This is a genomic window from Aromatoleum toluclasticum ATCC 700605, assembly GCF_000378245.1.
GTDB lineage: Bacteria > Pseudomonadota > Gammaproteobacteria > Burkholderiales > Rhodocyclaceae > Aromatoleum > Aromatoleum toluclasticum.
On the sequence record NZ_KB899496.1, the window covers coordinates 49,242 to 71,323 of the forward strand.

Here is a 22,082-nt window from a genome sequence, read left to right on the forward strand (position 1 = left end):
CTCACGGCTCCTTCCACTTTCGCACCGTGTAGGTCGCCGCCATCAGGTTCGGAGCGGGGCGGTCGGGTGCGAGGCCGGCCTTCTGCTTGAGTGCGGCGAGGAACATCCGCGGTTCCTGGAGCTGCTCCCATACCTGCGGCAGGAAGGTCGCGCTGTGACAGCCGGAGAACAGCAGCAACCCATCGACGCCGGGACGCAGCTTGTCGATCAACTCGTCCTCCCCGGAGAACTCGACGAACTCGGCCGACGAGAGCAACGACACTTCGATATCGACCTTGTCGAGTTCCTCGCGCGACATCGGCGGAAATCGCGGATCCCTGGTTGCGGCGCCTACCGCATTGATTACGACATCTTCGCCGAGCGATCGTTGCGGGCGCACGCTGCCGATGCAGCCGCGCAGCTCTCCCTTGCGCTTGATCGTCACGAAGGTCGCGCCGCGCTCCTCGAGCCGCGGATCGCCGTTGGGCGGATTCCTTTCGGCGCCGAGTTCATGCGCGATCGCGTGGCGTGCGCGGGCAAGCAGGATCTGGCCGAGTTCAGTGTCGGGCGGAAGCGGCATGGCTGGTCGATTCGCAGAAGGCGATGCTGGTGTAGCCGACGACGCGCGAGCGGTCACCCGCCGTGTCGCCGGAATTGCGCAGGTCGAGGAGGTGGGGCTCGATGCCGTGACGTGCCGCGACGCGCAGCAGTCCGTTGATCGGCGTCGCGCCGCAGGCCTGGTCGTGGTCGAGGCCGGTGCGCAGCTTGAGGATCTGGTCGACCGAGCTGCGGTCGGTGCAGCAGGCCTGCGCATAGGGCTGATAGTGCGAGAGGTCGGAACTGATGACGATCAGTGTTTCCGGTCCGCCCCACAGTGCGTCGAGGATCTGTGCCACCTGTTCGCCGCTCGCGCCGCCCACCAGCAGCGGGACGAGCTCGAAGGCGTCGAGGATGGTCTGCAGGAAGGGAAGCTGGACCTCCAGGCAATGCTCGAGCGCATGCGGGCGGTCGTCGACGACGACATCGGCGCGTTCCTGCAGCGCGAGCCAGTCCGTGCGGCTGACCGGTACGGGCCCGAGCGGCGTGGTAAACACCTGGGCCGCGGGGAGGGCGAACGATGCTACCGGCACGCGGTGGGCGGGCCCCAGCAGCACCACGCGCCGCACCACGTCGCGCAGCCCCGCGGCGGCGGCATAGGCGCTGGCCGCGACCGGACCGGAGTAGACGTAGCCTGCATGAGGCACGATGAGCGCCTTCGGCGCGGACACCGTCTCCAGCGGCACGGCGGTCGAGAGCATTTCACCGATCTGGGCCTGCAACACCTGCGGATCGTCAGGATAAAAGTAGCCGGCGACCGCAGCGGGGCGAATGGAGGCAGTGGCCATGGAATTCCTTTTGGGTAAAGGGGCGGGGCCGAATTCGTGATTCAGTCTTCGCTGATGGATTATAGGCTTCCCGGAAACATTGCGAGCCAGGCGATGCCACCGCCCAGGCCGGCCGCGACCGCGCCCATGCCGCCGAGAATCTTCATGCCCAGCGGCCGTCCGCCCACGACGACGGCAATGCCGGTCTTGAACACGAGGTTCGCGATCATCGCCAGGCCGATGGCGATCACCGCGACGTCGAGCGCGAGCTTTCCGAGGTTGAACAGGCGCATGCTCGACAGCGCGATGGCATCCATGTCGGTGAGCCCGGATACCAGCGCGAGGACGTACATCCCCTGCCTGCCGGCGATGTCCGAGAGCCAGGCCGAAATGAAGAGCACTACGGCATACACCGCGCCGAAACCGAGTGCCGTGCGCAGTTCGGTGGGGTTGCGTGTCTCCGGCATGAAGGCCTGGCCGTTCGACTGCTCGCGCCAGTACCAGAACAGGCTGATCGAACCGAGGAGCAGGGCGGGGGCAATCGCCAGCGCCAGCGACTTCACGATGCCCGGCGCCACCACGGCGGCGATTACCGCGACGCGGATCATCATCACCAGATTCGCGAGCACGATCACGAGCGCGGCCATCGGTGCGGAGGGCGGCGTCTCGCGCGCGTTGCGCGCATACACCAGTGTGGTCGCCGTGCTCGAGGCGAGCCCCCCGGCAATGCCGACGAATGCCGCGCCGTAGCGCGCCCCCACCAGGCGCAGCGTCGCATAGCCCGCCAGGCTCAGGCCCGAGATCAGCACCACCATCCACCACACCTGGCGCGGATTGATCGCGTGGTACGGGTCGAAGGTCTCGTTCGGCAGGAAGGGCAGGACGACCAGCGACAGAACGGCGAACTGGAAGATCGAGATCCATTCCTTCGCCTCCAGCCGGGTCGCGACGCCGCGCAATTCGGTCTTGAAGTAAAGCAGGATCGTCGTCGCAACCGACAGGATCACCGCGATCATCGCATGGCCGAGCCACACGGCGACCCCCAGGCAGTAGCACACCAGCAGTGCGGCGACGGAGGTCGTCCCCGGATCGACCGGGTCGGGGTGGCGCAGGTAGGCTGCGATGATCATCGCCCCCATGATCGCCATGCCGACGACTACCGGGGCGATGGAGGCGAGGTGCTCGCCGAGCATGCCGGCCAGTGCGCCGAACAGCCCCACGAGGCCGAAGGTACGCACGCCGGCACGCGCCGAGGCGACCCGCTCGCGCTCGAAGCCGATGAGCAGGCCGATGCCGATCGCGATCAGGAAAGCCTCGATCTGGGAGAAATCGACCGGTTTTGCAAAAGGCACTTCGGGCTCTCCTTTCGCACATTCCGTGCGGGTTTCGGCGGGCGGCCTCGTTCCTTCATTCCTGTGTGCAACTCTATTCCAATCGCCGTCGGCACGCACGCCGCGTGCGGCGTTTCGCCAGGTCTGGCACGGCACGGTTAGAATCCGCGCCATGCAGAAATTTCATCCCCGCCATTTCGCGATCGTCCCGGCCGCCGGCAGCGGCAGCCGCATGGGCGCATCGCAGCCGAAGCAGTATCTGGAGCTCCTCGGCAAGCCGCTCATCCGCCATTCGCTCGAAGTGTTGTGCGCGACGCCGGAGATCGACAAGGTCTTCGTCGTGCTGTCGGTCGGCGATGCGGAGTGGAAGCGCCACGACTGGTCCGGCCTCGGCCCCAAGCTCGTGCCGCTGTTCTGCGGAGGCGCCACGCGCGCCGACAGCGTGCTGGGCGGCTTGCGCGCGATCGTGCGCGAGGCGGAGCAGTCGGACTGGGTGCTCGTGCATGACGCGGCGCGCCCCTGTCTCGCCCGCTGGCACATCGAGAAGTTGATCCGCGATCTCGCCCACGACGAGGTCGGCGGCATCCTGGCGGTGCCCGTCGCCGATACGCTCAAGCGTGCCGACGCGCACCGCCATGTGCTCGAGACCGTGCCGCGCGACAGCCTGTGGCAGGCGCAGACGCCGCAGATGTTCCGCTACGTGATGCTGCGCCGCGCGCTGGAGGCCGCGAGCAATGTCACCGACGAGGCCAGCGCAATCGAGGCCGCCGGCCTGCGTCCGCGGCTGATCGAGGGCGACGCCACCAACCTGAAAGTCACCTATCCGCTCGACCTCCACCTGGCCGAGTGGATCCTCACGAACAGGGATTCCCGCTGACATGAAAGTACCCTTCCGCATCGGCCAGGGCTTCGACGTGCATGCCCTGGTGCCGGGGCGCCCGCTGATCCTCGGCGGCGTCACGATCCCACACGAGCGCGGGCTCCTCGGCCATTCCGACGCCGACGTGCTGCTGCACGCGCTGACCGACGCGCTGCTCGGCGCGGCGGGGCTGGGCGACATCGGGCGCCTCTTCCCCGATACCGACCCGCAGCACGCCGGCGCAGACAGCCGCGTGCTGCTGCGCGAGGCCTTCGCCGCCGTGCGCGCCGCAGGTTTTGCGGTCGTCAACGTCGATGCCACCGTGATCTGCCGTGCCCCGCGCATCCTGCCGCATGCCCCGGCGATGGTCGCCAATATCGCGGCCGATCTGGGGATCGAGGAAGCGATGGTGAACATCAAGGGCAAGACCACCGAGAAGCTCGGCTTCACGGGGCGCGGCGAAGGCATCGCCGCCCAGGTCGTGGCGCTGCTTGTGCGGGATGACGCGGCCGCCTGAACCCGCTCCCGCTGCAAGGCAGCGCGCGCGGGTATTCTTCGCCATCTGGCCCGCAGCGGCGATTGCGCGCAGGCTGCACAAGGAGGGCGAGCGAGCCCACGGCCTCACCGGGGGCCGCCGCATGCGCCGCGACACCCTGCACCTGACGCTCGCCTTCATCGGCGACATTCCGCGCGAACGCCTCGACGCGCTGCGCGCGGCGGCGGACACGGTCGCGTTCGCGCCGTTCACGTTCCGGGTCGACCGCATCGCCCGCTGGCGCCACAACCACATCGTATGGGCGGGGGCGAGCGGATTGCCGGGGGAGCTCGAGTCGCTCGTGACAAAGCTCAACGCCGCGCTCGCCGAAGGGGGCTTCCCCGTCGAACGCCGCAATTTCGCTGCGCACGTCACGCTGCTGCGCAACGCTCGTGGCGAGCTCCCCGCGGCCGAACTCGCCCCCCCGATCGAGTGGCCGGTGGGCGAATTCGTGCTGGTCGAGTCCGATCCTCGGCCCGAAGGGGCGCAATACAGGGTGCTCCAAAGCTGGCCCGGGGTCTTTGGCTCGCAGAGTTGAATATCGTGCGTGGAAGCACGGATTCGTAGGGCGCGAGGAGCCGAAGGCGGATCCCGCCATGCGGCGGCCGGCCGCGTTCCTGCGCCTGGATTGGCGGGATACGTCACGCTCCTCCCGCCTTACGTGGGTGCGTGCGATTGCCTTGGGCTGCCGGCCAGCAAGCCCGCTGCCGGCGTCCTAGAATGTATCGTCGGCGAACGCGCAGGGGCGCCGCAGGGAGGGTGTCCGGATCCCATTATTGCCAAGGGCGACGCACAAGAATTGCCCGCACCTGAAGACCAGGAGAACTGCCATGGCAATCCCGTCGAGAGTCCACGAATTCATGATGGAGCACGGTCTGCGCTACGACGTGCTGAGCCATCCCCATTCACACAGCAGCATGGATACCGCGCACCTTGCGCGCATTCCGGCGAGCAGCCTCGCGAAGTCGGTCGTGCTCGAAGACGACCACGGCTACCTGATGGCCGTGCTGCCGTCGACGCAGCACGTGCAGCTGGGCATCCTGAGCCGCGCGATGCAGCGCGAGCTGCGGCTGGCGAGCGAGTCCGAACTGTCGACGCTGTTCGGCGACTGCGAAGCCGGCGCGGTGCCGCCGCTCGGTGCGGCCTATGGCATGCGCATGATCGTCGATGAAAGCCTGGGCGACGAGGCCGAGATCTACTTCGAGGCCGGCGACCACGAGCAGATCATCCAGATGAGCCGCGGCGACTTCATGACCATGATGGACATGGAGAATGCCCAGCGGATGCACTTCAGCGGACGCCAGTGGCGGCACTGAAATCGTGTCGGGGGCGGAGCGCAGGTGAAAAAAAGCGGGGCGCCAAGCGCCCCGCTGCTCTTCGGGACCGCTCTTCACGGTCCCATCGTCTCCTGAAGAGAGACGCTCGAAGAATCGGCCGGAATCAGACGAACAGGCAGGACGCGAGGCGTTCGCGCAGCACCGGTTCGGGTTCCTTGGTGTAGTCCTTTTCGAATCGGTCCGTGATCAGCTGTGCGGTCGGGTTGTCGAGCACCGAATTGAGCATTCCCATGAATGCCGGCGGCGCAAAGACGATGGCCCGGCCGAAGGCGTTCGTGGCTCGTCCTTTGTATAGTTCCTGTGCAATCTCCTGGGCAAAGACCTTGGCTTCGTGCGTCTTGGGCTCGGTCTGGGCCTGCTTCGAACCCGATGCGTTGCCTGCCGACGGTGACGAGCCGGCGCGATCGGTAACGAGTTCGGAATTTTTCTGTCGACTTTCGGGGTGGATCAGCTCCTTAACCAGCGTCAGCCCCTTGTTGGGACCAAGGTTCGCATACAGTTTGGCCAGGCTGGCATTGGCAACCAGAATCCAGGTAATCGCCATGAATCGTCCTCCGGGATTTGAGTCGAACGGACAGCACGCTGCGCCTGCGAAAGCAGCGATTCCAGCTTAGACCGGCTGTCACGGGATCGCAATCGAATTTCGTCTGCAGAGTTTGCGGCGATTTGCAGGAGGCACGCAGGGTGCTAATTCAAAGGATTTTTCTGGCGCCGCGCATACGCCGGAAAACGTCGATGGAATATGCGGGGGTCGCTCATGGCGAATCGACGCCCGCGTCGCGTGGCGGTTCGCCATACACGCGCCGTTCGCCGGCTGCGGGGTCGGCGCCGTAGAACTGCCGGAGCTGCCCGTAGATGGCCGGGAAGTCCTCCTGCAACAGGCAGGGGGCTTCGAAGAAGGCTTCCGACGCGACGGCGAAGAACTCCCCCGGGCTCTCGGACCCGTAGGGGTCCAGCACCGTCTCCGCATGGGCATCGACCTGTCGGCAGAAGCGCTCGTAGCCTTCCGAGAAGGCCTCCGCCCAGCCCTTGCGCGACATCCCCGAGGGCAGCAGGGGCAGTCCGTCGACCTCACCGTTTTCCATGTCCAGCTTGTGGGCGAACTCGTGGATGACGACGTTCACGCCTTCCGGCGCATCCTCCCCGTCGTGCCACGACACCAGCACCGGCCCGCCTTCCCACGCTTCGCCGAGCACCTCGTCGTCGTATTCATGCACGACGCCGGCCTCGTCCATGACCTTGCGCGGAATGACGAAATCGCCCGGGTAGACGATGACGCCGACCCAGCCGCGGTAGGCGCGCAAGCCGATGCGCAGCACGGGCAGGCAGGCCTGCAGGGCGATCGTGACGATGACCTCGTCGGTGAGTGCGAAGCCGTGGGCGCCGTAAAACTGCTTCTCGGCGATGAAGGTACGAGCCAGTTCGCGCAGCCGCAGGCGGTGCTCCGGTTCGAGGTAGTCGAGGAAGGGCAGACGCGCTTCCGCACGTATCCACATCGCGTCGGAAACCGACACCGCATCGACGCGGCGCGCCCTGCGCCAGCGGCGGAAGCGTTCCAGGATGCTGATCATCGCGTCAGCGCGCCGGGCCGCGGGTTGCCAGCACGATGCCCGCAAACACCAGCGCGATTCCCGCGAAGTGGTACCACAGCGGCCGTTCGCCGAGGAAGATCGCCGCCAGTACGGTCGTGAACACGGGCATCAGATGGATGAACTGCGCACCGCGGCTCGGGCCGACGGCTGCCACGGCGGCGTTGTAGAACACATAGCCGAGAAAGCCCGGGAATATTCCCGTGTAGAGGATGCCCGTGATCGACGCGGCGCTGACTGCGATCGTCCGCCCGGAGGCGATTTCCCAAAGATAGGCGGGGATCAGCGGCAGCAGCCCGACCAGCGTGAAGGCGGCGAGCAGCAGCATCGGATCCACTCCGGCGGGGCGTCGCTGCAGCCCGACGGTGTAGATGCCCCAGGTCAGCACCGCGAGCAGCATCCACAGGTCGCCGAGGTTGAGGCTCAGCCCGAGCAGGGTCGCGATGCTGCCGCGGCTCACGATCGTCATCACGCCGGCGAAGGACAGCACGATCGCCAGCGCCTCCAGCCGCCCGAGGCGCTTGCCGAGGAACAGGAAGGCCAGCACGATCGTCGCGATGGGGGTGAAGGAGTTGAGCAGCGTCGCGCTCGTCGCGGTCGTGTACTGGAGGGCGATGTAGGCGAAGGTGTTGTAGCCCCCGACGCCGACAAGGCCGAGGAACACCACCGTCGGCCAGCGCGCCCGCAGTTGCGGCCACTGGCTACGCAGGTGCGGCAGCGCGAACGGCAGCATCAGCGTCAGCGCGATCGTCCAGCGCCAGAAAGCCAGCGCCAGCGGCGGGACCGCCCCGTGCAGGCCACGGCCGACGATCATGTTGCCGGACCAGAACAGCACGGTGAGGGTGAGCAGGAGGTAGGGGTTGGCGAATGTTTTTTTCATTATGGGTGCGAGCCCGGTTGCGTGGCGGCGCATCCGCGTGGCGCATCGTTCGGGCCGAAGATGATCTCACAACGAGCGGATGTGGCGTGCTCCGCGGCGTGATTGACGCACCATATGGGATAATCCGCACATGGTTTCCGTCACGCATGCAATTTCCCAGTCCGAGTCCGCGGCTCCCATCGACCTGCTCGCCGAAGGGCTGAGCACGGAGGAGCGCGCGGCCATCGTCGATGCCGTCGCCCTTGCCGAGGGCGTCTATGAAGGACATTTCCTCGGCACCGGGGAATCCGTCTGGACACACGCGATCGGTATGGCGCTGATCGTGGCCTCGTTGCGCCTCGACGTCGAGACGCGGATCGCGGCGATCCTGTTTGCCGTCGGTGATTACATCGAAGACGCCACCGACAAGATCGGGGAAAAGTTCGGTCAGCCCGCCGCCCTGCTCGTCGATGGGCTGCGCCGCCTGAATGGCCTGCGCCTGCTCACGCGCATGACCGCGACCGCGACGGCGCCCGAGATCCGCGCCCAGACCGAGGTCCTGCGCAAGATGCTGCTCGCGATGGTCGAGGACATCCGCGTCGTGCTGCTGCGGCTCGCGTCGCGCACGCAGACGCTGCGCTACTTCACGGAGCACAAGGTCGACGTCCGCGCCGACGTCGCGCGCGAAAGCCTCGACATCTACGCGCCGCTCGCGAACCGCCTCGGCGTGTGGCAGCTCAAGTGGGAACTGGAAGACCTGTCCTTCCGCTTCCTCGAGCCGGAAACCTACAAGCGCATCGCCAAGATGCTCGACGAGCGCCGGGTCGAGCGCGAGGAATTCATCCAGTCGTCGATCGAGCGGCTGCAGAAGGAAATCGCCGCGGTCGGCATCGAGGCCGAGGTCTACGGGCGGCCGAAGCATATCTACAGCATCTACAACAAGATGCGCGCCAAGCGGCTCGACTTCTCGCAGGTGTACGACATCCGCGCCCTGCGGGTGCTCGTCGACAACGTGCGCGACTGCTACACGGTGCTCGGCATCGTGAACCAGTTGTGGCAGCCGATCGGCCAGGAATTCGACGACTACATCACGAACCCCAAGGGCAACAACTACCAGTCCCTGCACACCGCGGTGCTGGCCGGCGACGGCCGTGCGCTGGAGGTCCAGATCCGCACGCACGAGATGCACCGCCACGCGGAACTCGGCGTCGCCGCGCACTGGCGCTACAAGGAAGGCAACAAGAGCCACGGCCACGAGTACGACGAAAAGATCGCGCTGCTGCGCAGCCTGCTGTCGTGGCGCGACGAAGTGACCGACTCGGCCGACTGGGTCGAGAAATTCAAGCGCGCCTCGCTCGACGACGCGATCTACGTGCTCACGCCGCAGGGCAAGGTCGTGGACCTGCCGCGCGGCGCCACGCCGATCGATTTCGCTTACCGCCTGCATACCGACCTCGGTCACCGTTGCCGCGGCGCCAAGGTTGACGGCCACCTCGTACCCCTCAGCACGCAGCTCGAAAACGGGCAGACCGTCGAGATCAACGTCGCCAAGGAGGGTGGCCCCTCGCGCGACTGGTTGAACCCCACGCAGCACTACGTCGCGACCAGCCGTGCGCGCAACAAGATCCGGCAGTTTTTCAGCCAGCAGGAAGAGGAAGAACTGCTGGCCCGGGGGCGCAGCTTCGTCACGCGCGAACTGCAGCGCGAACGCCAGTCGCGTGCGAACATCGACGAGCTTGCCGGCCGGCTGGGCTTCAAGAATGCGGAATCGATGTATCTCGCCGCCGGCCGCGGTGAAGTCGGGGTCCGCGCGGTGCAGATGGCGCTGCGCGAGGGCGAGGCGCCCGAAGCGTCGGTTCCCGAACCCGAGATCGTCATCGGCCGGCGCCACAAGGACGAGTCCAACGACAAGGTGCTCGTCGTCGGCGTCGGCAAGCTCATGACCTCGCTCGGCCGCTGCTGCAAGCCGGCACCCCCGGATGCCATCGAAGGCTTCGTCACCCGCGGCCGCGGGGTGTCCATCCACCGCATCGACTGCCCCGACTTCCAGCGCCTGGTGCGCGATCACCCGGAACGGGTCATCGAGGCGAATTGGGGCGAACAGGCCTTCAACAATCGCGAATCGGTCTTTCCGGTCGACGTCGCCGTTCAGGCCGCCGACAGGCAGGGGCTGCTGCGCGATATTTCCGAAGTCCTGTCGCGCGAGAAACTCAACGTCATCGCCGTCAATACCATCACGAAGAAGGGTATGGCGTTCATGCGCTTCACGATGGAGGTCAACAGCGTGGCGCAGGTGCAGCGCGCGATCGCGCTCATCCGCGAAGTGCGCGATGTGATCGATGTGCAGCGCAAGTAAGGCGCGGTCCCGGGGAGATGTCGGGCGCGTGGCAGGATCTTGAAGCCGGGCGCCTGAGCACGACCTTGCCGGGGTTGAGCAGATCCGGCGGGTCACGTGGCCCTTTAGTGGCCCTTCGCGAGCTCCGCCAGCAGGATCATCTGTGCGGCGCGATGCACGCCGCGCGGCGTCTTGCGCCGGTAGCGGCCATCTTCCTGCATCTCCCAAGCCTGGCAGTTGTCGCCGAGGTAAGCGCGCAGTCCTTCCTTGATCACGCGGCGCTTGAGGCGCTGGTCGAGCACGGGGAAGGCGATCTCGATGCGGCCGAAGAAGTTGCGGTCCATCCAGTCCGCGCTCGACAGGTAGACGCGCTCGTCGCCGCCCGAGCGGAAGTAGAAGATGCGATGGTGCTCGAGGAAACGTCCGACGATGGAGCGCACGCGGATGTTGTCCGATAGTCCGGGAACGCCCGGGCGCAGCGCGCACGGGCCGCGCACGATGAGGTCGATCTCGACGCCGGCCTGCGACGCCGCGTACAGCGCCTCGATCGTTTCCGGTTCGAGCAGCGCGTTCATCTTCGCCATGATCTGCGCGCGCCCGCCCTGGCGTGCAATCTCCGCTTCGGCCTCGATCGCCTCGACCACGTTGTGTTGCAGTGCAAACGGCGCCTGCCAGAGATGCCTGAGGGTGGATGCCTGGCCCAGGCCGGTGAGCTGCTTGAACACTTCGGCAACGTCGCGGCCGATTTCCTCGTTGCAGGTGAGAAGGCCGAAATCGGTATAGAAACGCGTCGTGCGCGGGTGGTAGTTGCCCGTGCCCAGATGCACGTAACGGCGCAGCCCGCCATCCTCGCGCCGCACCAGCATCAGCAGTTTCGCGTGGGTCTTGTAGCCGAACACGCCGTACACCACGTGGGCGCCCACCTCCTCGAGCTTGTTCGCCCAGGTGATGTTGGCTTCCTCGTCGAAGCGGGCGCGCAGTTCCAGCACCACCGTCACTTCCTTGCCCTTCTGTGCCGCGCGCACGAGGTGGTCCATCAGCACCGAGTCGGTGCCCGTACGGTACACCGTCATCTTGATCGCGAGCACCTGCGGATCGTCGGCCGCCGCCCGCAGCAGCTCGATCACCGGGCTGAAGCTCTGGAACGGGTGGTGCAGCAGGATGTCCTGCCGCCGGATCGCCTCGAAGATCTCGACGCGCTGCTCCAGCGCCTTCGGCAGGCTCGGCAGGAAGGGCGAGTAGTTCAGGTCCGGACGGTTCACCCAGTCCGGCACCTGCATCAGCCGCACCAAGTTGACGATGCCCGGCGTGCGGTACAGCTCCTTCGGGGTCAGGCGGAAATGCTGCAGCAGGAAGGCCGCCATTTCCTCCGAACAGTTGTCGGCCACTTCCAGGCGCACCGCGTCGCCGAAATGGCGCTGTTGCAGTTCGCCCTTCAGCGAGGCGCGCAGATCCTTCACTTCTTCCTCGTCCACGAAGAGGTCCGAGTTGCGCGTGACGCGGAACTGATAGCAGCCGTGCACATGCATGCCCGAGAACAGCTCCCCGACGTGGCGATGCAGGACGGAAGACAGGAATACGAAGCTGTATTCGTGCTCGCAGATCTCGGCGGGCAGGCGGATCACGCGGGGCAGGGCGCGCGGCGCCTGCACGATCGCCGCGCCCGAGTCGCGCCCGAAGGCGTCGAGGCCTTCGAGCTCGACGGCGAAATTCAGGCTCTTGTTCAATACGCGCGGGAACGGATGCGCCTGGTCCAGCCCGATAGGGGTGAGCACCGGCATCACTTCGCGCATGAAGTAGTCGCGCACCCACGCCCCCTGCGCGTCGCTCCACAGGCTGCGGCGCAGGAACACGATGCCCTGGGCTTCCAGGGCCGGCAGGATGTCGTCGTTCAGCAGGGCGTACTGCTCGGCAATCAGCGCATGGACTTCCTGGCTCACGCGATCCAGCAGCTCGTTCGGCATCAGACCGTCGGTGCCCGCAGTGTGGCTGCCCAGCCGGATCTGCTCCTTGATCCCCGACACGCGAATCTCGAAGAACTCATCGAGGTTGCTCGACACGATGCACAGGAAGCGCAACCGTTCGAGCAGCGGCACCGCCTTGTCCGCCGCCTGCGCCAGCACCCGGCGCTGGAATTGCAGAAGCGACAATTCGCGATTGATGAAGTGGTCGGTGGGGAAACTCTGCGGACGGGCTGGTCTGTGCATCGGTGCGTTTCTTGTGCGCGGAATGGATTGCACAATTATGTGACATTTGTGTTGCGGAATCATGACGCGGTGCAATCGGCATGAACGGCCGCGCACGGTGAGGAGATCGCCGCCGGCCCAGGGCAATCGCATGAAAGCGCTTGCCGCCGGATTCGTCCCGGAATCGTCCGTGGAGGCACGGATTCGTAGGGCGGGAGGAGCCGAAGGCGTATCCCGCCGTGCGGCGCTGGAATACCTTCGTCCGGTGGATTGGCGGAATACGCTGCGCTCCTCCCGCCCTGCGAAGGTTCGTGCGATTGCTTGGGCCCCAGCGCTTGTGCCGGGTCGCTCCGCGGTGCGGTGATAGAATGCCAGCCATTGCCCTGAAGCTATCCCCCAGCCACCTAGCCATGATGCAAGAGCTGATCGCCGCGATCGATCTCGGATCCAACAGTTTCCGGCTGCAGGTCGGAAGGATCGTCAACGACCAGATCTATCCGCTGGACGGGCTCAAGGAAGCGGTGCGTCTTGCGGCCGGGCTGTCTCCCAACAAGATCCTGGATGCGGCTTCGCGGCAGCGCGGACTCGCGGCGCTGCGGCGCTTCAACGAACGTCTGCGCGGCTTCGACGGCGGCTCGGTGCGCGCAGTGGCGACGAACACCCTGCGCGTCGCGAAGAACGCGCCCGAGTTCCTCGTGCAGGCGGAGGCCGCGCTGGGCGTGCCGATCGAAGTCATCGCCGGCCGCGAGGAAGCGCGGCTCATCTACGTCGGCGTTGCGCACACGCTGCCCGATCCGCACAGGCAGCAGCTGGTCGTCGATATCGGCGGCGGTTCCACCGAATTCATCATCGGCAAGAGCTTCGAGCCCATCCTGCTCGAATCGCTGTACATGGGCTGCGTCAGCTACAGCCTGCAGTATTTTCCCGACGGAAAGATCGACAAGCGCGGACTCAAGGACGCCGAGATGGCCGCCAGCCGCGAGTTGCAGGCGATCGCGCACGCGTACCGGGCGACGGGCTGGGAGGTGGCCGTCGGATCGAGCGGCTCGGCCAAGGCGCTCGCCGAGATCCTCGAGCAGAACGGATTGTCCGACGGCGGCATCACGCGCGAGGGCATGGAGCGCCTGAAGGCCATCCTGCTGCGCGCCGGCAGCCTCGACCGCTTGCAACTTGCCGGACTCAGGGGGGACCGCCTGCCGGTCCTGCTCGGCGGATTTGCGATCATGTCGGCAGTGTTCAAGGAGTTCGGCGTCGAACGCATGGTGTTCTCCGAAGGTGCGCTGCGCCTGGGCGTGCTTTACGACCTTCTCGGGCGCTACCATCACCACGACCTGCGCGATGCCACCGTGTCTGCGTTCGTCGCGCGCTACGCGGTGGACCGCCGCCAGGCCGACGAAGTCGCGGACACCGCCGCACACCTTTTCGCGGGCCTGGTTCCCGAGAGCCTGCACGGGGAAGGCCCGCATCCCGATCTGCGCTTCCTCCGCTGGGCCGCCTTGCTGCACGAGATCGGCATTTCGGTCGCGCACTCCAGCTACCACAAGCACAGCGCCTACATTCTCGCCAACGCCGATATGCCAGGATTTTCGCGCATGGACCAGGGGCGGATCGCGCGCCTCGTGCTCGCGCATCGTGGCAAGCTTGAACGCGTCGCCGCGCTCGATCCGGACAGCTCCGACTGGCTGCTGATCGTCTGCCTGCGCCTGGCAGCCGTCATCCACCGCGCGCGCGACGGGCGCGGCGTCCCACCGATCCAGCTTCGGCGCGACGGCCGCGGCTTCATCGTCACGGCGAAGGAGGGCTGGCTCAAGCAGCTGCCGCTCACGGCAGCGGCAATCGACGAAGAGCAGCGGCAATGGTTCTCCGTCGGGCGCAGTCTCGTCCTGCACACGCATACAGGCCGTACGCTCGCCGCCTGAGAACGGAATGCGCAGCCCCGAGATCGCCACCGACCCGGCGACGCCGCCCGGCGCACGCAGCGTAGTGCGCCTGCAGGGCGACTGGACGCTGCGTGCACTGGCCAACCGGCTGCGGAGCTTCCGCGAACAGCTTGCGGGCAGGCGCGACGATGTGGCGTGGTCCTTGAATGGAATCTCGCGTCTCGACAGCTTCGGTGCCGCGCTGATGTGGCACGCGTGGGGCAAGCGCTGGCCGGAATCCATCGAAATCCCGGACGACCTGCGGGCGGTCATCGGCCGCGTGGCCGCCAGTGCCGAGTCGCCCCTGCCGGGCGTGCCGCGCTTCAACGTCGTAGACGCCGTCATCGTGCTCGGCAGCATGCTGCTCTCGTTCCGCGACCATGCGCTCGACTTCACCCGCCTGCTCGGCCAGTTGTGCCTCGATCTCGCTTACCTCCTGCGCCATCCCGCGGAGTGGCCGCTGCGCGAGATCTCCGCCAACGTGTACAAGGCCGGGTTCAAGGCGATGCCGGTGGCCGCGCTCGTCGGCTTCCTGATCGGCGTCGTGATGTCCTATCTCTCGGCGCTGCAACTGCGCGCCTTCGGTGCGGACATCTTCATCGTCAACATCCTTGGTCTCGGCATCATCCGCGAACTCGGGCCGGTGCTGGTGTCGGTGCTGGTCGCCGGCCGTTCCGGTTCCGCGATGACCGCCCAGCTCGGCGTGATGCGCGTGACCGAGGAGATCGACGCCCTCTCCGCGATGGGGATCTCGCGCACCATCCGCCTCGTCCTGCCCAAGGTCATCGCTTTGACGCTGGCGATGCCTTTGCTGGTGCTGTGGACCTCATCGGTCGCGCTGCTCGGCGGCATGCTGTCGGCGTGGCTCCAGCTCGATCTCGGCATGGCCTTCTTCATCGAACGCCTGCCCCAGGTCGTGCCGCTGGCGAACGTCGTCATCGGCTTTGCCAAGGGGGCGGTGTTCGGGCTGATGATTGCCCTGGTCGCCTGTCATTTCGGCCTGCGTGTCAGCCCCAACACCGAAAGCCTGTCGGCCAACACGACGGCGTCGGTCGTTTCGTCGATCACCGTCGTGATCCTGATCGACGCGGTGTTCGCGATCGCCACGCGCTCGATCGGGGTGCCGCGATGAACGCCAGGCCGGTGATCGAACTGCGCGGCATCGTCACGCGCTTCGGCGCCTCCGTCGTGCATGACGGCCTCGACCTGAGCGTGCAGCGCGGCGAGGTCGTCGCGCTGGTCGGCGGTTCAGGCAGCGGCAAGACGACCCTGCTGCGCCACATCATCGGCCTCACGCGGCCGGCCGCGGGCGAGGTGTCGGTGTTCGGCGCGCCCCTGTTTTCCGGCAGTGTCCGCGAACAGCGCACGCGGCGGCGCCGCTTCGGCGTCCTGTTCCAGCACGGCGCGCTGTTTTCAGCGATGAATGTCGCCGAAAACATCGGCTTCCCGCTACGGGAGCTGCGCCTCGCGACCGAAGCCGAGATCGCCAACCTCGTCGCCCTCAAGCTCGCGATGGTCGAACTCGCGCCCTCGACCGCGTTGTTGATGCCGGCGGAGCTTTCGGGGGGCATGGTCAAGCGCGTCGCCCTCGCGAGGGCTCTCGCGCTCGAGCCCGAACTGCTGCTGCTCGACGAACCGACTGCGGGCCTGGACCCGGACCGCAGCATGGCCTTCGTCGAACTCGTCCTCAGCCTGCAACGTCAACTTGGCCTGACCGTGGTGCTCGTCACCCACGACGTCGACACGCTCGCCGCGCTGGCGACGAAAATCGCCATACTCTCGGATCGACGCATCGTGAGTTGCGTCTCGCTCGAGGAAACGATGGAACTGGACCACCCCTTTGTAGAGAGTTTCTTCCGCAAGCCCTTCGGCCTTCGCGCCGGCGTCCGGAGCGGAGGCGCGCGCTGATGGAAAATCGCGCCCACGCCCTCGCGGCGGGACTCTTCGCTATCGTCCTCGGCGCTGCGCTACTCGCTTCGCTGTGGTGGTTTTCGGACGACAGCGACTCGCAGCGCATCTACATCCTCGAGTCCGCCGGCACCGTCACCGGCCTGAATCTCGAGGCGCGGGTCCGTTATCGCGGCATGGCCGCCGGCAAGGTGTCGGACATCACGATCGACCCGGAGGATCCGCGCAAGATCCTTGTCTACATCCGCCTGCGCAGCGACATCCCGCTGACAAGGGGAACGCGGGCCAGTCTCGCATACCAGGGGGTCACGGGGCTCGCCTATGTCCAGCTCAATGACCGCGGGGAGAATCCGGAACCGCTGGTCGGGGCGGGCGACGAACCCCCGCGGCTCAAGATTGAGCCGGGGACGATGGAGCAGCTTGCCGACACCGCCCTCGACGCCGCGCGCAGACTCAAGCTCGTCGCCGACAAGCTTGGCGATCTCGCCACGGACGAGAACATCCACCGGGTCGGAAATGCCCTCCAAAAGCTGGAGTCCGCGGCGGCGGGCGCCGACCGCACCCTGGCGGACGCGCCGAAGACGCTGGCATCGATCCGCGCGGTCCTGAACCAGGAAAATCTCGCCCGGCTTTCGAACACGCTACAGAACCTCGAACGTGCGAGTACCGATGCCGGGCCGGCCATCGGCGAACTGAAGGTCCTGATGACCAGGCTGCAAGGGCTCGCCGAACGTGTGGATGCTGCGACTGCTGCCACGGGCGAGCGTGTGACCGACGAAACCCTGCCGCAGCTCAATGCCCTGCTCCTGGAGTTGAAAGGAGCCTCGCAGCGTATCGGGCATCTCGTTGACGAGGTCGATGCCTCTCCGCAAATACTGTTGCTCGGGCGGGAGCCTGCACCGCCCGGCCCCGGCGAGGCCGGATTCGCGCCTGTCGCGCTCCCGGCCCGATGAACCACGACGGAAATCTCATGAAACTTCGAGTCTGGATGCGGGTGACAAGGATCCTGGGCCTGCTCTCCCTGGGGCTTGCAGCGGGCGCATGCGGCGGTTTGCCGCAACGGCCGGTCGTGCCCGCCATCTATGACCTCGGCCTGGGTGAAGCCGTTTCCGCGGCGCCTGCGGTACTGCCGTCGCGAATTGAAGTCCGGGCGCCGTCCTGGCTCTCGACCTCGGCGATGCAGTACCGGCTGGACTACCGCCAACCGGCGCAACGTCAGGTGTTTGCCGAAAGCCGGTGGGCCGCCCCGCCTGCCGAGATGGTGGAGCGGCGGCTGCTTCAGGCCCTGTCGGCGCCGTCCTCGACCGGCGGCGGCTGCCGCTTGCGCCTTGAAATCGACGAATTCACCCAGGCGTTCGACGCCCCTGAGGCCAGCACGGCAGTCGTCGTCGCACGGGCCGAACTGCTGCCGCCGCGTGGTGAAAATGCGCTCGCCCGGAGGGTCTTCGAACTGCGCGAGCCAGCGTCGAACGCTGATGCGAAGGGGGGTGTCATGGCGTTCCGCAAGGCGAGCGACCGGCTGACGAACGAAGTCGCCGGCTGGATGGCCGGCCCGGCGGCGAACGCCGCGACGGCGGCGTGCCGCCGCTAAGCCAGCGTGGCCCGGGCCTCGCACTTCCTCCGCTCCGCGGCGGGATCGGGCAAAATCAAAAGTTCAATGCACACACAAACATCACGGGAGAGAAGACGATGAGCGCACTGCCTCAGCAATCCGACAACGCACCGCTGCTCCTGCGCCGCGACGAAGGCGGCGTTGCCTGGTTGACGCTGAACCGTCCCGGCCAGTTCAACTCCCTCTCGCGTGCGATGCTCGAAGCCCTGATCGCCGAGATCGACGCGATCGCGAAGGACGCGAGCGTGCGCGTGGTTGTGCTGGCGGGCGAGGGCAAGGCCTTCTGTGCCGGGCACGACCTGAAGGAGATGCGCGGCAACCACACCCTGCAGTTCCAGCAGGACCTCTTCCGCCTGTGCGGCAAGTTCATGGTCAAGCTCACCGAGCTGCCGCAGCCCGTCATCGCCCGTGTACACGGCATCGCGACTGCGGCCGGCTGCCAGCTCGTGTCCATGTGCGACCTCGCCGTCGCCGCCGATGTCGCACGTTTCGCCGTGTCGGGCATCAACGTCGGACTCTTCTGTGCGACCCCCAGCGTCGGACTGTCGCGCAACATGGGCCGCAAGGAGGCGTTCGAGATGCTGGTCACCGGCGACTTCATCGACGCTGCCGAAGCGCAGCGCCGCGGCCTCGTGAATCGCGTCGTGCCGCTCGAGGAACTCGATGCCGAGATCGCCAAGCTTGCCACCGCGATCTGCGCCAAATCGCCGCTCGCGGTCCGCATGGGCAAGCAGATGTTCTACCGCCAGCTCGAGATGGGAATGGAAGCCGCCTACCAGATGGCCGCCGAAACGATGGCGTGCAACATGATGTCGGATGACGCAGCCGAAGGCATCGACGCCTTCATCGCCAAACGCAAGCCCGAGTGGCGCGGGCGCTGAAATAGCGACGGATCGCGTACCGTAGGGCGGAAGTAGCGAAGCGTATCCCGCCACGCAGCCTCCGGTCAGCCCCGCTGTCCCTTGGAACGCCCCATGCTCATCGACACCCACATCCACCTCGACGCGCCCGAGTTCGACCCTGACCGCGACGCGGTCATCGCCGCCGCGCGTCAGGCCGGAGTAGGGGGCTTCGTCGTTCCGGCGGTCGAGGTCGCCAACTTCGACCGCGTTGCAGCCCTTTCCGCCGCCCACGCCGACATACGCCACGCCTACGGCATTCACCCCCTGTACGTGGACCGCGCGGGGAACGAAGACCTCGACATCCTCGACCGGCGCCTCGCCAACGGCGACGCGATCGCCGTCGGCGAGATTGGTCTCGACTTCTTCGGGCCGGAGTTCGACCGCGTCACCCAGGAGCTGTACTTCGTCGAACAGCTCAAGCTCGCCCGCCGTTTCGGGCTTCCCGTGATCCTGCATGTCCGGCGCGCAGTCGATGACATCCTCAAGCACCTGCGCCGCATCGAGGTACCCGGCGGCATTGCCCACGCCTTCAACGGCAGCCGTCAGCAGGCTGATGCATTCATCGCGATGGGTTTCAGGCTGGGCTTCGGTGGGGCGATGACTTTCGACGGGTCGCGCCGCATCCGCAGCCTCGCGGCGAGCCTGCCGATCAACTCTATCGTGCTCGAAACCGACGCGCCGGACATTCCCCCCGCGTGGGCGCAGGGAGGGCGCAATGAACCTGCCGACCTGCGCCGCTTTGCCGAAGTGCTGGCCGGGCTGCGCGGCATGTCCGTTACCGAAATCGCCGAAGCAACGGGACGGAATGCCTGCGCTGTCTTTCCGGCGCTCGGGTCCGGCTGACCCGTGCGATTCCGCCGGGTCGCGTCAGCCGTGGGCCGCCGTCGCTGTGCGTTTCATGCTTGCCGACTGTGCGATGAGATCGGCGATGTCGCGCTTCAGGCGTGCCACGTCGCTGTCGAATTTGTCGTAGATCATGAGCGAGATGCCGAACACATAGGCATAGAGCAGCATGCAGCGGCTCGACGCTTCCTCCATCGGCACGCCGCACGCGAGGAACAGATCACGCGCGCAACGCAGGCGGATGTCGTCCACTTCGGCGACGATCGCCGCGGCGTCGGCGTCGCGGCGGGCCCAGTCGCGCACGGCGAGTTCGATTGCGGCGCCTCGCCGGCTGCGGCTCGTGCTATAAACATCGATCACGTGATAAATCTGCTCCAGCTCTCGTCCGGGCTGGGCGCGCGTCTGTTTGACGATGTCGCGGATCCGTCCGTCCTTCCATACCTGGAGGACGGCCAGCAGCAGGTCCCGACGGTCCTGAAAGTGCCAGTAGAAGCTGCCTTTGGTGACCTTCAGGTGCTTTGCGAGCACTTCGACGCGAAGTCCGGCGATGCCCTCTTCGGCGAGGACCTCGGTGGCAGCGCTTACCCATGCATTGCGGTCTAGCTGGACGCGCGGTTTTAGAGGTTTGTTTTCCATACCACCTAGTATTGACTAAAGGATGACCATACGGTACCGTATGCATTCCATACCTATGCGTATGGAACGATTTTTTCGGTCGGCGGTCAAGTGTTCGTCGCGACGGCGCATTTTTCGCTTGTTGGCGGTAACATAATTCCCTTTCCACAATTTCGACCGACCTAACACGCAAAGGAGCGCGGCATTGAAGATCCTGGTACCCGTCAAACGCGTAGTCGATTACAACGTCAAGGTGCGAGTGAAGGCTGACGGCACGGGCGTCGACATCGCGAACGTGAAGATGTCCATGAACCCCTTCGACGAGATCGCCGTCGAGGAAGCGGTGCGGCTGAGGGAAGCCGGCATCGCCACCGAAGTCGTGGCCGTGAGCTGCGGTGTCGCAGCCTGCCAGGAGACGATCCGCGCCGCGATGGCGATCGGTGCCGACCGCGGCATCCTCGTCGAGTCGGACGTCGAGCTGCAGCCGCTCGCCGTGGCGAAGCTGCTGAAGGCGCTGTGCGACAAGGAGCAGCCGACGGTCGTGATCTGCGGCAAGCAGGCGATCGACGACGACTCGAACCAGACCGGCCAGATGCTCGCCGCGCTGATGGGTTGGCCGCAGGCCACCTTCGCGTCGAAGGTTCAGCTGGCGGACGGCGTTGCCACTGTGATGCGCGAGATCGACGGCGGTCTCGAAACCGTCGAGATCAAGTTGCCGGCGGTGGTCACCACCGACCTGCGCCTCAATGAGCCGCGCTACGCGACGCTGCCGAACATCATGAAGGCGAAGAAGAAGCCGCTCGAGACGGTGAAGCCCGCCGATCTCGGCGTCGATGTCGCGCCGCGCCTGGCGACGCTGAAAGTGGCCGAGCCCCCGAAGCGCAGCGCTGGCGTGCGCGTCGCGGACGTCGCGCAACTCGTCGACAAGCTCAAGAACGAAGCGAAGGTGATCTGAACATGGCGATCCTGGTTATTGCAGAACACGACAACGCGAGCCTGAAGGCCGCCACCCTCAACACCGTCTCGGCCGCTGCCAAGCTCGGCAGCGAGATCCACGTGCTGGTCGCCGGCGCCAACTGCGCCGCCGCCGCCGCGGACGTCGCCAAGGTGGCTGGGGTGACCAAGGTGCGCGTTGCGGACGCCGCCCACTACGACTCGCAGACCGCCGAGAACGTCGCTGCGCTCGTTGTGGCAAACGCATCGGGCTACAGCCACATCCTCGCCCCCAGCACCGCCAACGGCAAGAACGTCGCCCCGCGCGTCGCCGCGCTGCTCGACGTCGCGCAGATTTCCGACGTCACCGGCATCGAATCGGCCGACACCTTCGTGCGCCCGATCTACGCCGGCAACGCGATGGCGACCGTGAAGTCGTCCGACGCCGTGAAGGTGATGACCGTGCGTACGACCGCCTTCGAAGCAGCGGGGCAGGGTGGTGCCGCGGCGGTCGAAGCGGTGGCCGCCGGTCCGGATCTCGGGCTGGCCAGTGTGAAGGGTCGCGAGCTGACCAAGAGCGCCCGTCCCGAACTCGGTGCCGCCAAGATCATCGTCTCGGGTGGCCGCGGTCTGGGCAACAGCGAGAACTACCACAAGCTGCTCGAGCCGCTCGCCGACGCCCTGGGCGCCGCGCTGGGTGCCTCGCGCGCTGCGGTGGATGCGGGCTACGTGCCGAACGATTACCAGGTCGGCCAGACCGGCAAGATCGTCGCGCCGCAGCTCTACATCGCGGTCGGCATCTCCGGCGCGATCCAGCACCTCGCCGGCATGAAGGATTCCAAGGTGATCGTCGCGATCAACAAGGATCCCGAAGCACCGATCTTCCAGGTGGCGGATTACGGCCTCGTGGGCGATCTGTTCGAAGTCGTGCCGGAGTTGGTCAAAGCGGTCGGTTAAATGCTGTAGAAATATAAAA

At 66.4% G+C, this 22,082-nt stretch carries 22 protein-coding genes; 14 read left to right on the forward strand and 8 right to left on the reverse strand.

Going from position 1 to position 22,082, the window contains the following annotated elements; translation table 11 throughout:
• Position 1: 1 nt before the first annotated feature.
• The 3 genes from amrA to F464_RS0111495 are packed head-to-tail and all read right to left on the reverse strand — an operon-like array spanning position 2 to position 2,695.
• Positions 2 to 559, reverse strand: coding sequence for an AmmeMemoRadiSam system protein A (gene amrA, locus F464_RS0111485; RefSeq protein WP_018989957.1), 558 nt, complete (start codon positions 557 to 559; stop codon positions 2 to 4).
• Positions 537 to 1,364, reverse strand: a complete 828-nt coding sequence (amrB, locus tag F464_RS0111490) for an AmmeMemoRadiSam system protein B (protein WP_018989958.1) — start codon at positions 1,362 to 1,364, stop codon at positions 537 to 539. The genes amrA and amrB overlap by 23 nt, the downstream gene beginning before the upstream one ends.
• 59 nt (positions 1,365 to 1,423) lie before the next feature.
• Entirely contained in the window at positions 1,424 to 2,695 is a 1,272-nt protein-coding gene (locus F464_RS0111495; RefSeq protein WP_018989959.1) for an MgtC/SapB family protein, read from the reverse strand.
• Between the two features lie 151 nt (positions 2,696 to 2,846).
• Here F464_RS0111495 and ispD point away from each other — a divergent pair, with 151 nt between their 5' ends.
• The 4 genes from ispD to F464_RS0111515 all read left to right on the forward strand — a co-directional run bounded on the left by ispD (position 2,847) and on the right by F464_RS0111515 (position 5,384).
• A complete protein-coding gene (gene ispD / locus F464_RS0111500) occupies positions 2,847 to 3,551 on the forward strand; it encodes a 2-C-methyl-D-erythritol 4-phosphate cytidylyltransferase (RefSeq protein ID WP_018989960.1) in 705 nt (234 codons plus the stop codon).
• Between the two features lies 1 nt (position 3,552).
• Positions 3,553 to 4,050 carry a 2-C-methyl-D-erythritol 2,4-cyclodiphosphate synthase gene (gene ispF, locus F464_RS0111505; protein WP_018989961.1) on the forward strand — a complete coding sequence of 166 codons (498 nt, stop codon included), beginning with the start codon at positions 3,553 to 3,555 and terminating at the stop codon, positions 4,048 to 4,050.
• Positions 4,034 to 4,606: an RNA 2',3'-cyclic phosphodiesterase gene (thpR, locus tag F464_RS0111510; protein ID WP_018989962.1), complete on the forward strand. Its 573-nt coding sequence runs from the start codon at positions 4,034 to 4,036 to the stop codon at positions 4,604 to 4,606. The genes ispF and thpR overlap by 17 nt, the downstream gene beginning before the upstream one ends.
• A gap of 292 nt (positions 4,607 to 4,898) precedes the next feature.
• Positions 4,899 to 5,384: an aminoacyl-tRNA deacylase gene (locus F464_RS0111515; protein ID WP_018989963.1), complete on the forward strand. Its 486-nt coding sequence runs from the start codon at positions 4,899 to 4,901 to the stop codon at positions 5,382 to 5,384.
• Between the two features lie 124 nt (positions 5,385 to 5,508).
• Here F464_RS0111515 and F464_RS0111520 read toward each other — a convergent pair whose 3' ends face one another.
• The 3 genes from F464_RS0111520 to F464_RS0111530 form a co-directional block, all read right to left on the reverse strand.
• Positions 5,509 to 5,949 (reverse strand): host attachment protein, encoded by a 441-nt coding sequence (locus F464_RS0111520; RefSeq protein WP_018989964.1) that lies wholly within the window; start codon positions 5,947 to 5,949, stop codon positions 5,509 to 5,511.
• Between the two features lie 211 nt (positions 5,950 to 6,160).
• Entirely contained in the window at positions 6,161 to 6,976 is an 816-nt protein-coding gene (locus tag F464_RS0111525; RefSeq protein ID WP_018989965.1) for a M90 family metallopeptidase, read from the reverse strand.
• Between the two features lie 4 nt (positions 6,977 to 6,980).
• Positions 6,981 to 7,874, reverse strand: a complete 894-nt coding sequence (locus F464_RS0111530) for a DMT family transporter (RefSeq protein WP_018989966.1) — start codon at positions 7,872 to 7,874, stop codon at positions 6,981 to 6,983.
• Between the two features lie 130 nt (positions 7,875 to 8,004).
• Here F464_RS0111530 and F464_RS0111535 point away from each other — a divergent pair, with 130 nt between their 5' ends.
• Complete coding sequence (locus tag F464_RS0111535; protein WP_018989967.1) at positions 8,005 to 10,209, forward strand: RelA/SpoT family protein; 2,205 nt, start codon at positions 8,005 to 8,007, stop codon at positions 10,207 to 10,209.
• A 104-nt stretch (positions 10,210 to 10,313) separates the two neighbouring features.
• Here F464_RS0111535 and ppk1 read toward each other — a convergent pair whose 3' ends face one another.
• On the reverse strand, positions 10,314 to 12,395 hold the full coding sequence (gene ppk1, locus F464_RS0111540; RefSeq protein ID WP_018989968.1) for a polyphosphate kinase 1: 2,082 nt from the start codon (positions 12,393 to 12,395) through the stop codon (positions 10,314 to 10,316).
• 389 nt (positions 12,396 to 12,784) lie between these two features.
• On the opposite strand from ppk1, the gene ppx reads away from it, so the two are divergent.
• The 7 genes from ppx to F464_RS0111575 all read left to right on the forward strand — a co-directional run bounded on the left by ppx (position 12,785) and on the right by F464_RS0111575 (position 19,558).
• The gene (gene ppx / locus F464_RS0111545) at positions 12,785 to 14,293 is read left to right on the forward strand and encodes an exopolyphosphatase (protein ID WP_018989969.1); all 1,509 of its coding nucleotides are present in this window, start codon (positions 12,785 to 12,787) and stop codon (positions 14,291 to 14,293) included.
• A gap of 7 nt (positions 14,294 to 14,300) precedes the next feature.
• Positions 14,301 to 15,425, forward strand: a complete 1,125-nt coding sequence (locus tag F464_RS0111550; protein ID WP_018989970.1) for an ABC transporter permease — start codon at positions 14,301 to 14,303, stop codon at positions 15,423 to 15,425.
• Positions 15,422 to 16,201, forward strand: coding sequence for an ABC transporter ATP-binding protein (locus F464_RS0111555; protein ID WP_018989971.1), 780 nt, complete (start codon positions 15,422 to 15,424; stop codon positions 16,199 to 16,201). Before F464_RS0111550 ends, F464_RS0111555 begins: the two co-directional genes overlap by 4 nt.
• On the forward strand, positions 16,201 to 17,154 hold the full coding sequence (locus F464_RS0111560) for an MlaD family protein (protein ID WP_018989972.1): 954 nt from the start codon (positions 16,201 to 16,203) through the stop codon (positions 17,152 to 17,154). Before F464_RS0111555 ends, F464_RS0111560 begins: the two co-directional genes overlap by 1 nt.
• 17 nt (positions 17,155 to 17,171) lie before the next feature.
• Positions 17,172 to 17,792 carry an ABC-type transport auxiliary lipoprotein family protein gene (locus F464_RS28345; protein ID WP_157353719.1) on the forward strand — a complete coding sequence of 207 codons (621 nt, stop codon included), beginning with the start codon at positions 17,172 to 17,174 and terminating at the stop codon, positions 17,790 to 17,792.
• A 98-nt stretch (positions 17,793 to 17,890) separates the two neighbouring features.
• Complete coding sequence (locus F464_RS0111570) at positions 17,891 to 18,694, forward strand: enoyl-CoA hydratase (protein ID WP_018989974.1); 804 nt, start codon at positions 17,891 to 17,893, stop codon at positions 18,692 to 18,694.
• A 93-nt stretch (positions 18,695 to 18,787) separates the two neighbouring features.
• Positions 18,788 to 19,558 carry a TatD family hydrolase gene (locus F464_RS0111575; RefSeq protein ID WP_018989975.1) on the forward strand — a complete coding sequence of 257 codons (771 nt, stop codon included), beginning with the start codon at positions 18,788 to 18,790 and terminating at the stop codon, positions 19,556 to 19,558.
• A 24-nt stretch (positions 19,559 to 19,582) separates the two neighbouring features.
• On the opposite strand, the gene F464_RS0111580 is transcribed toward F464_RS0111575, so the two are convergent.
• Positions 19,583 to 20,194 carry a TetR/AcrR family transcriptional regulator gene (locus F464_RS0111580; protein WP_018989976.1) on the reverse strand — a complete coding sequence of 204 codons (612 nt, stop codon included), beginning with the start codon at positions 20,192 to 20,194 and terminating at the stop codon, positions 19,583 to 19,585.
• Positions 20,195 to 20,378: 184 nt separating this feature from the next.
• Between F464_RS0111580 and F464_RS0111585 the strand changes: the two genes are divergently transcribed.
• Together F464_RS0111585 and F464_RS0111590 are read left to right on the forward strand one after the other, a co-directional pair.
• The gene (locus F464_RS0111585) at positions 20,379 to 21,128 is read left to right on the forward strand and encodes an electron transfer flavoprotein subunit beta/FixA family protein (protein WP_018989977.1); all 750 of its coding nucleotides are present in this window, start codon (positions 20,379 to 20,381) and stop codon (positions 21,126 to 21,128) included.
• A gap of 2 nt (positions 21,129 to 21,130) precedes the next feature.
• The gene (locus F464_RS0111590) at positions 21,131 to 22,063 is read left to right on the forward strand and encodes an electron transfer flavoprotein subunit alpha/FixB family protein (RefSeq protein WP_018989978.1); all 933 of its coding nucleotides are present in this window, start codon (positions 21,131 to 21,133) and stop codon (positions 22,061 to 22,063) included.
• Positions 22,064 to 22,082 lie beyond the last annotated feature (19 nt).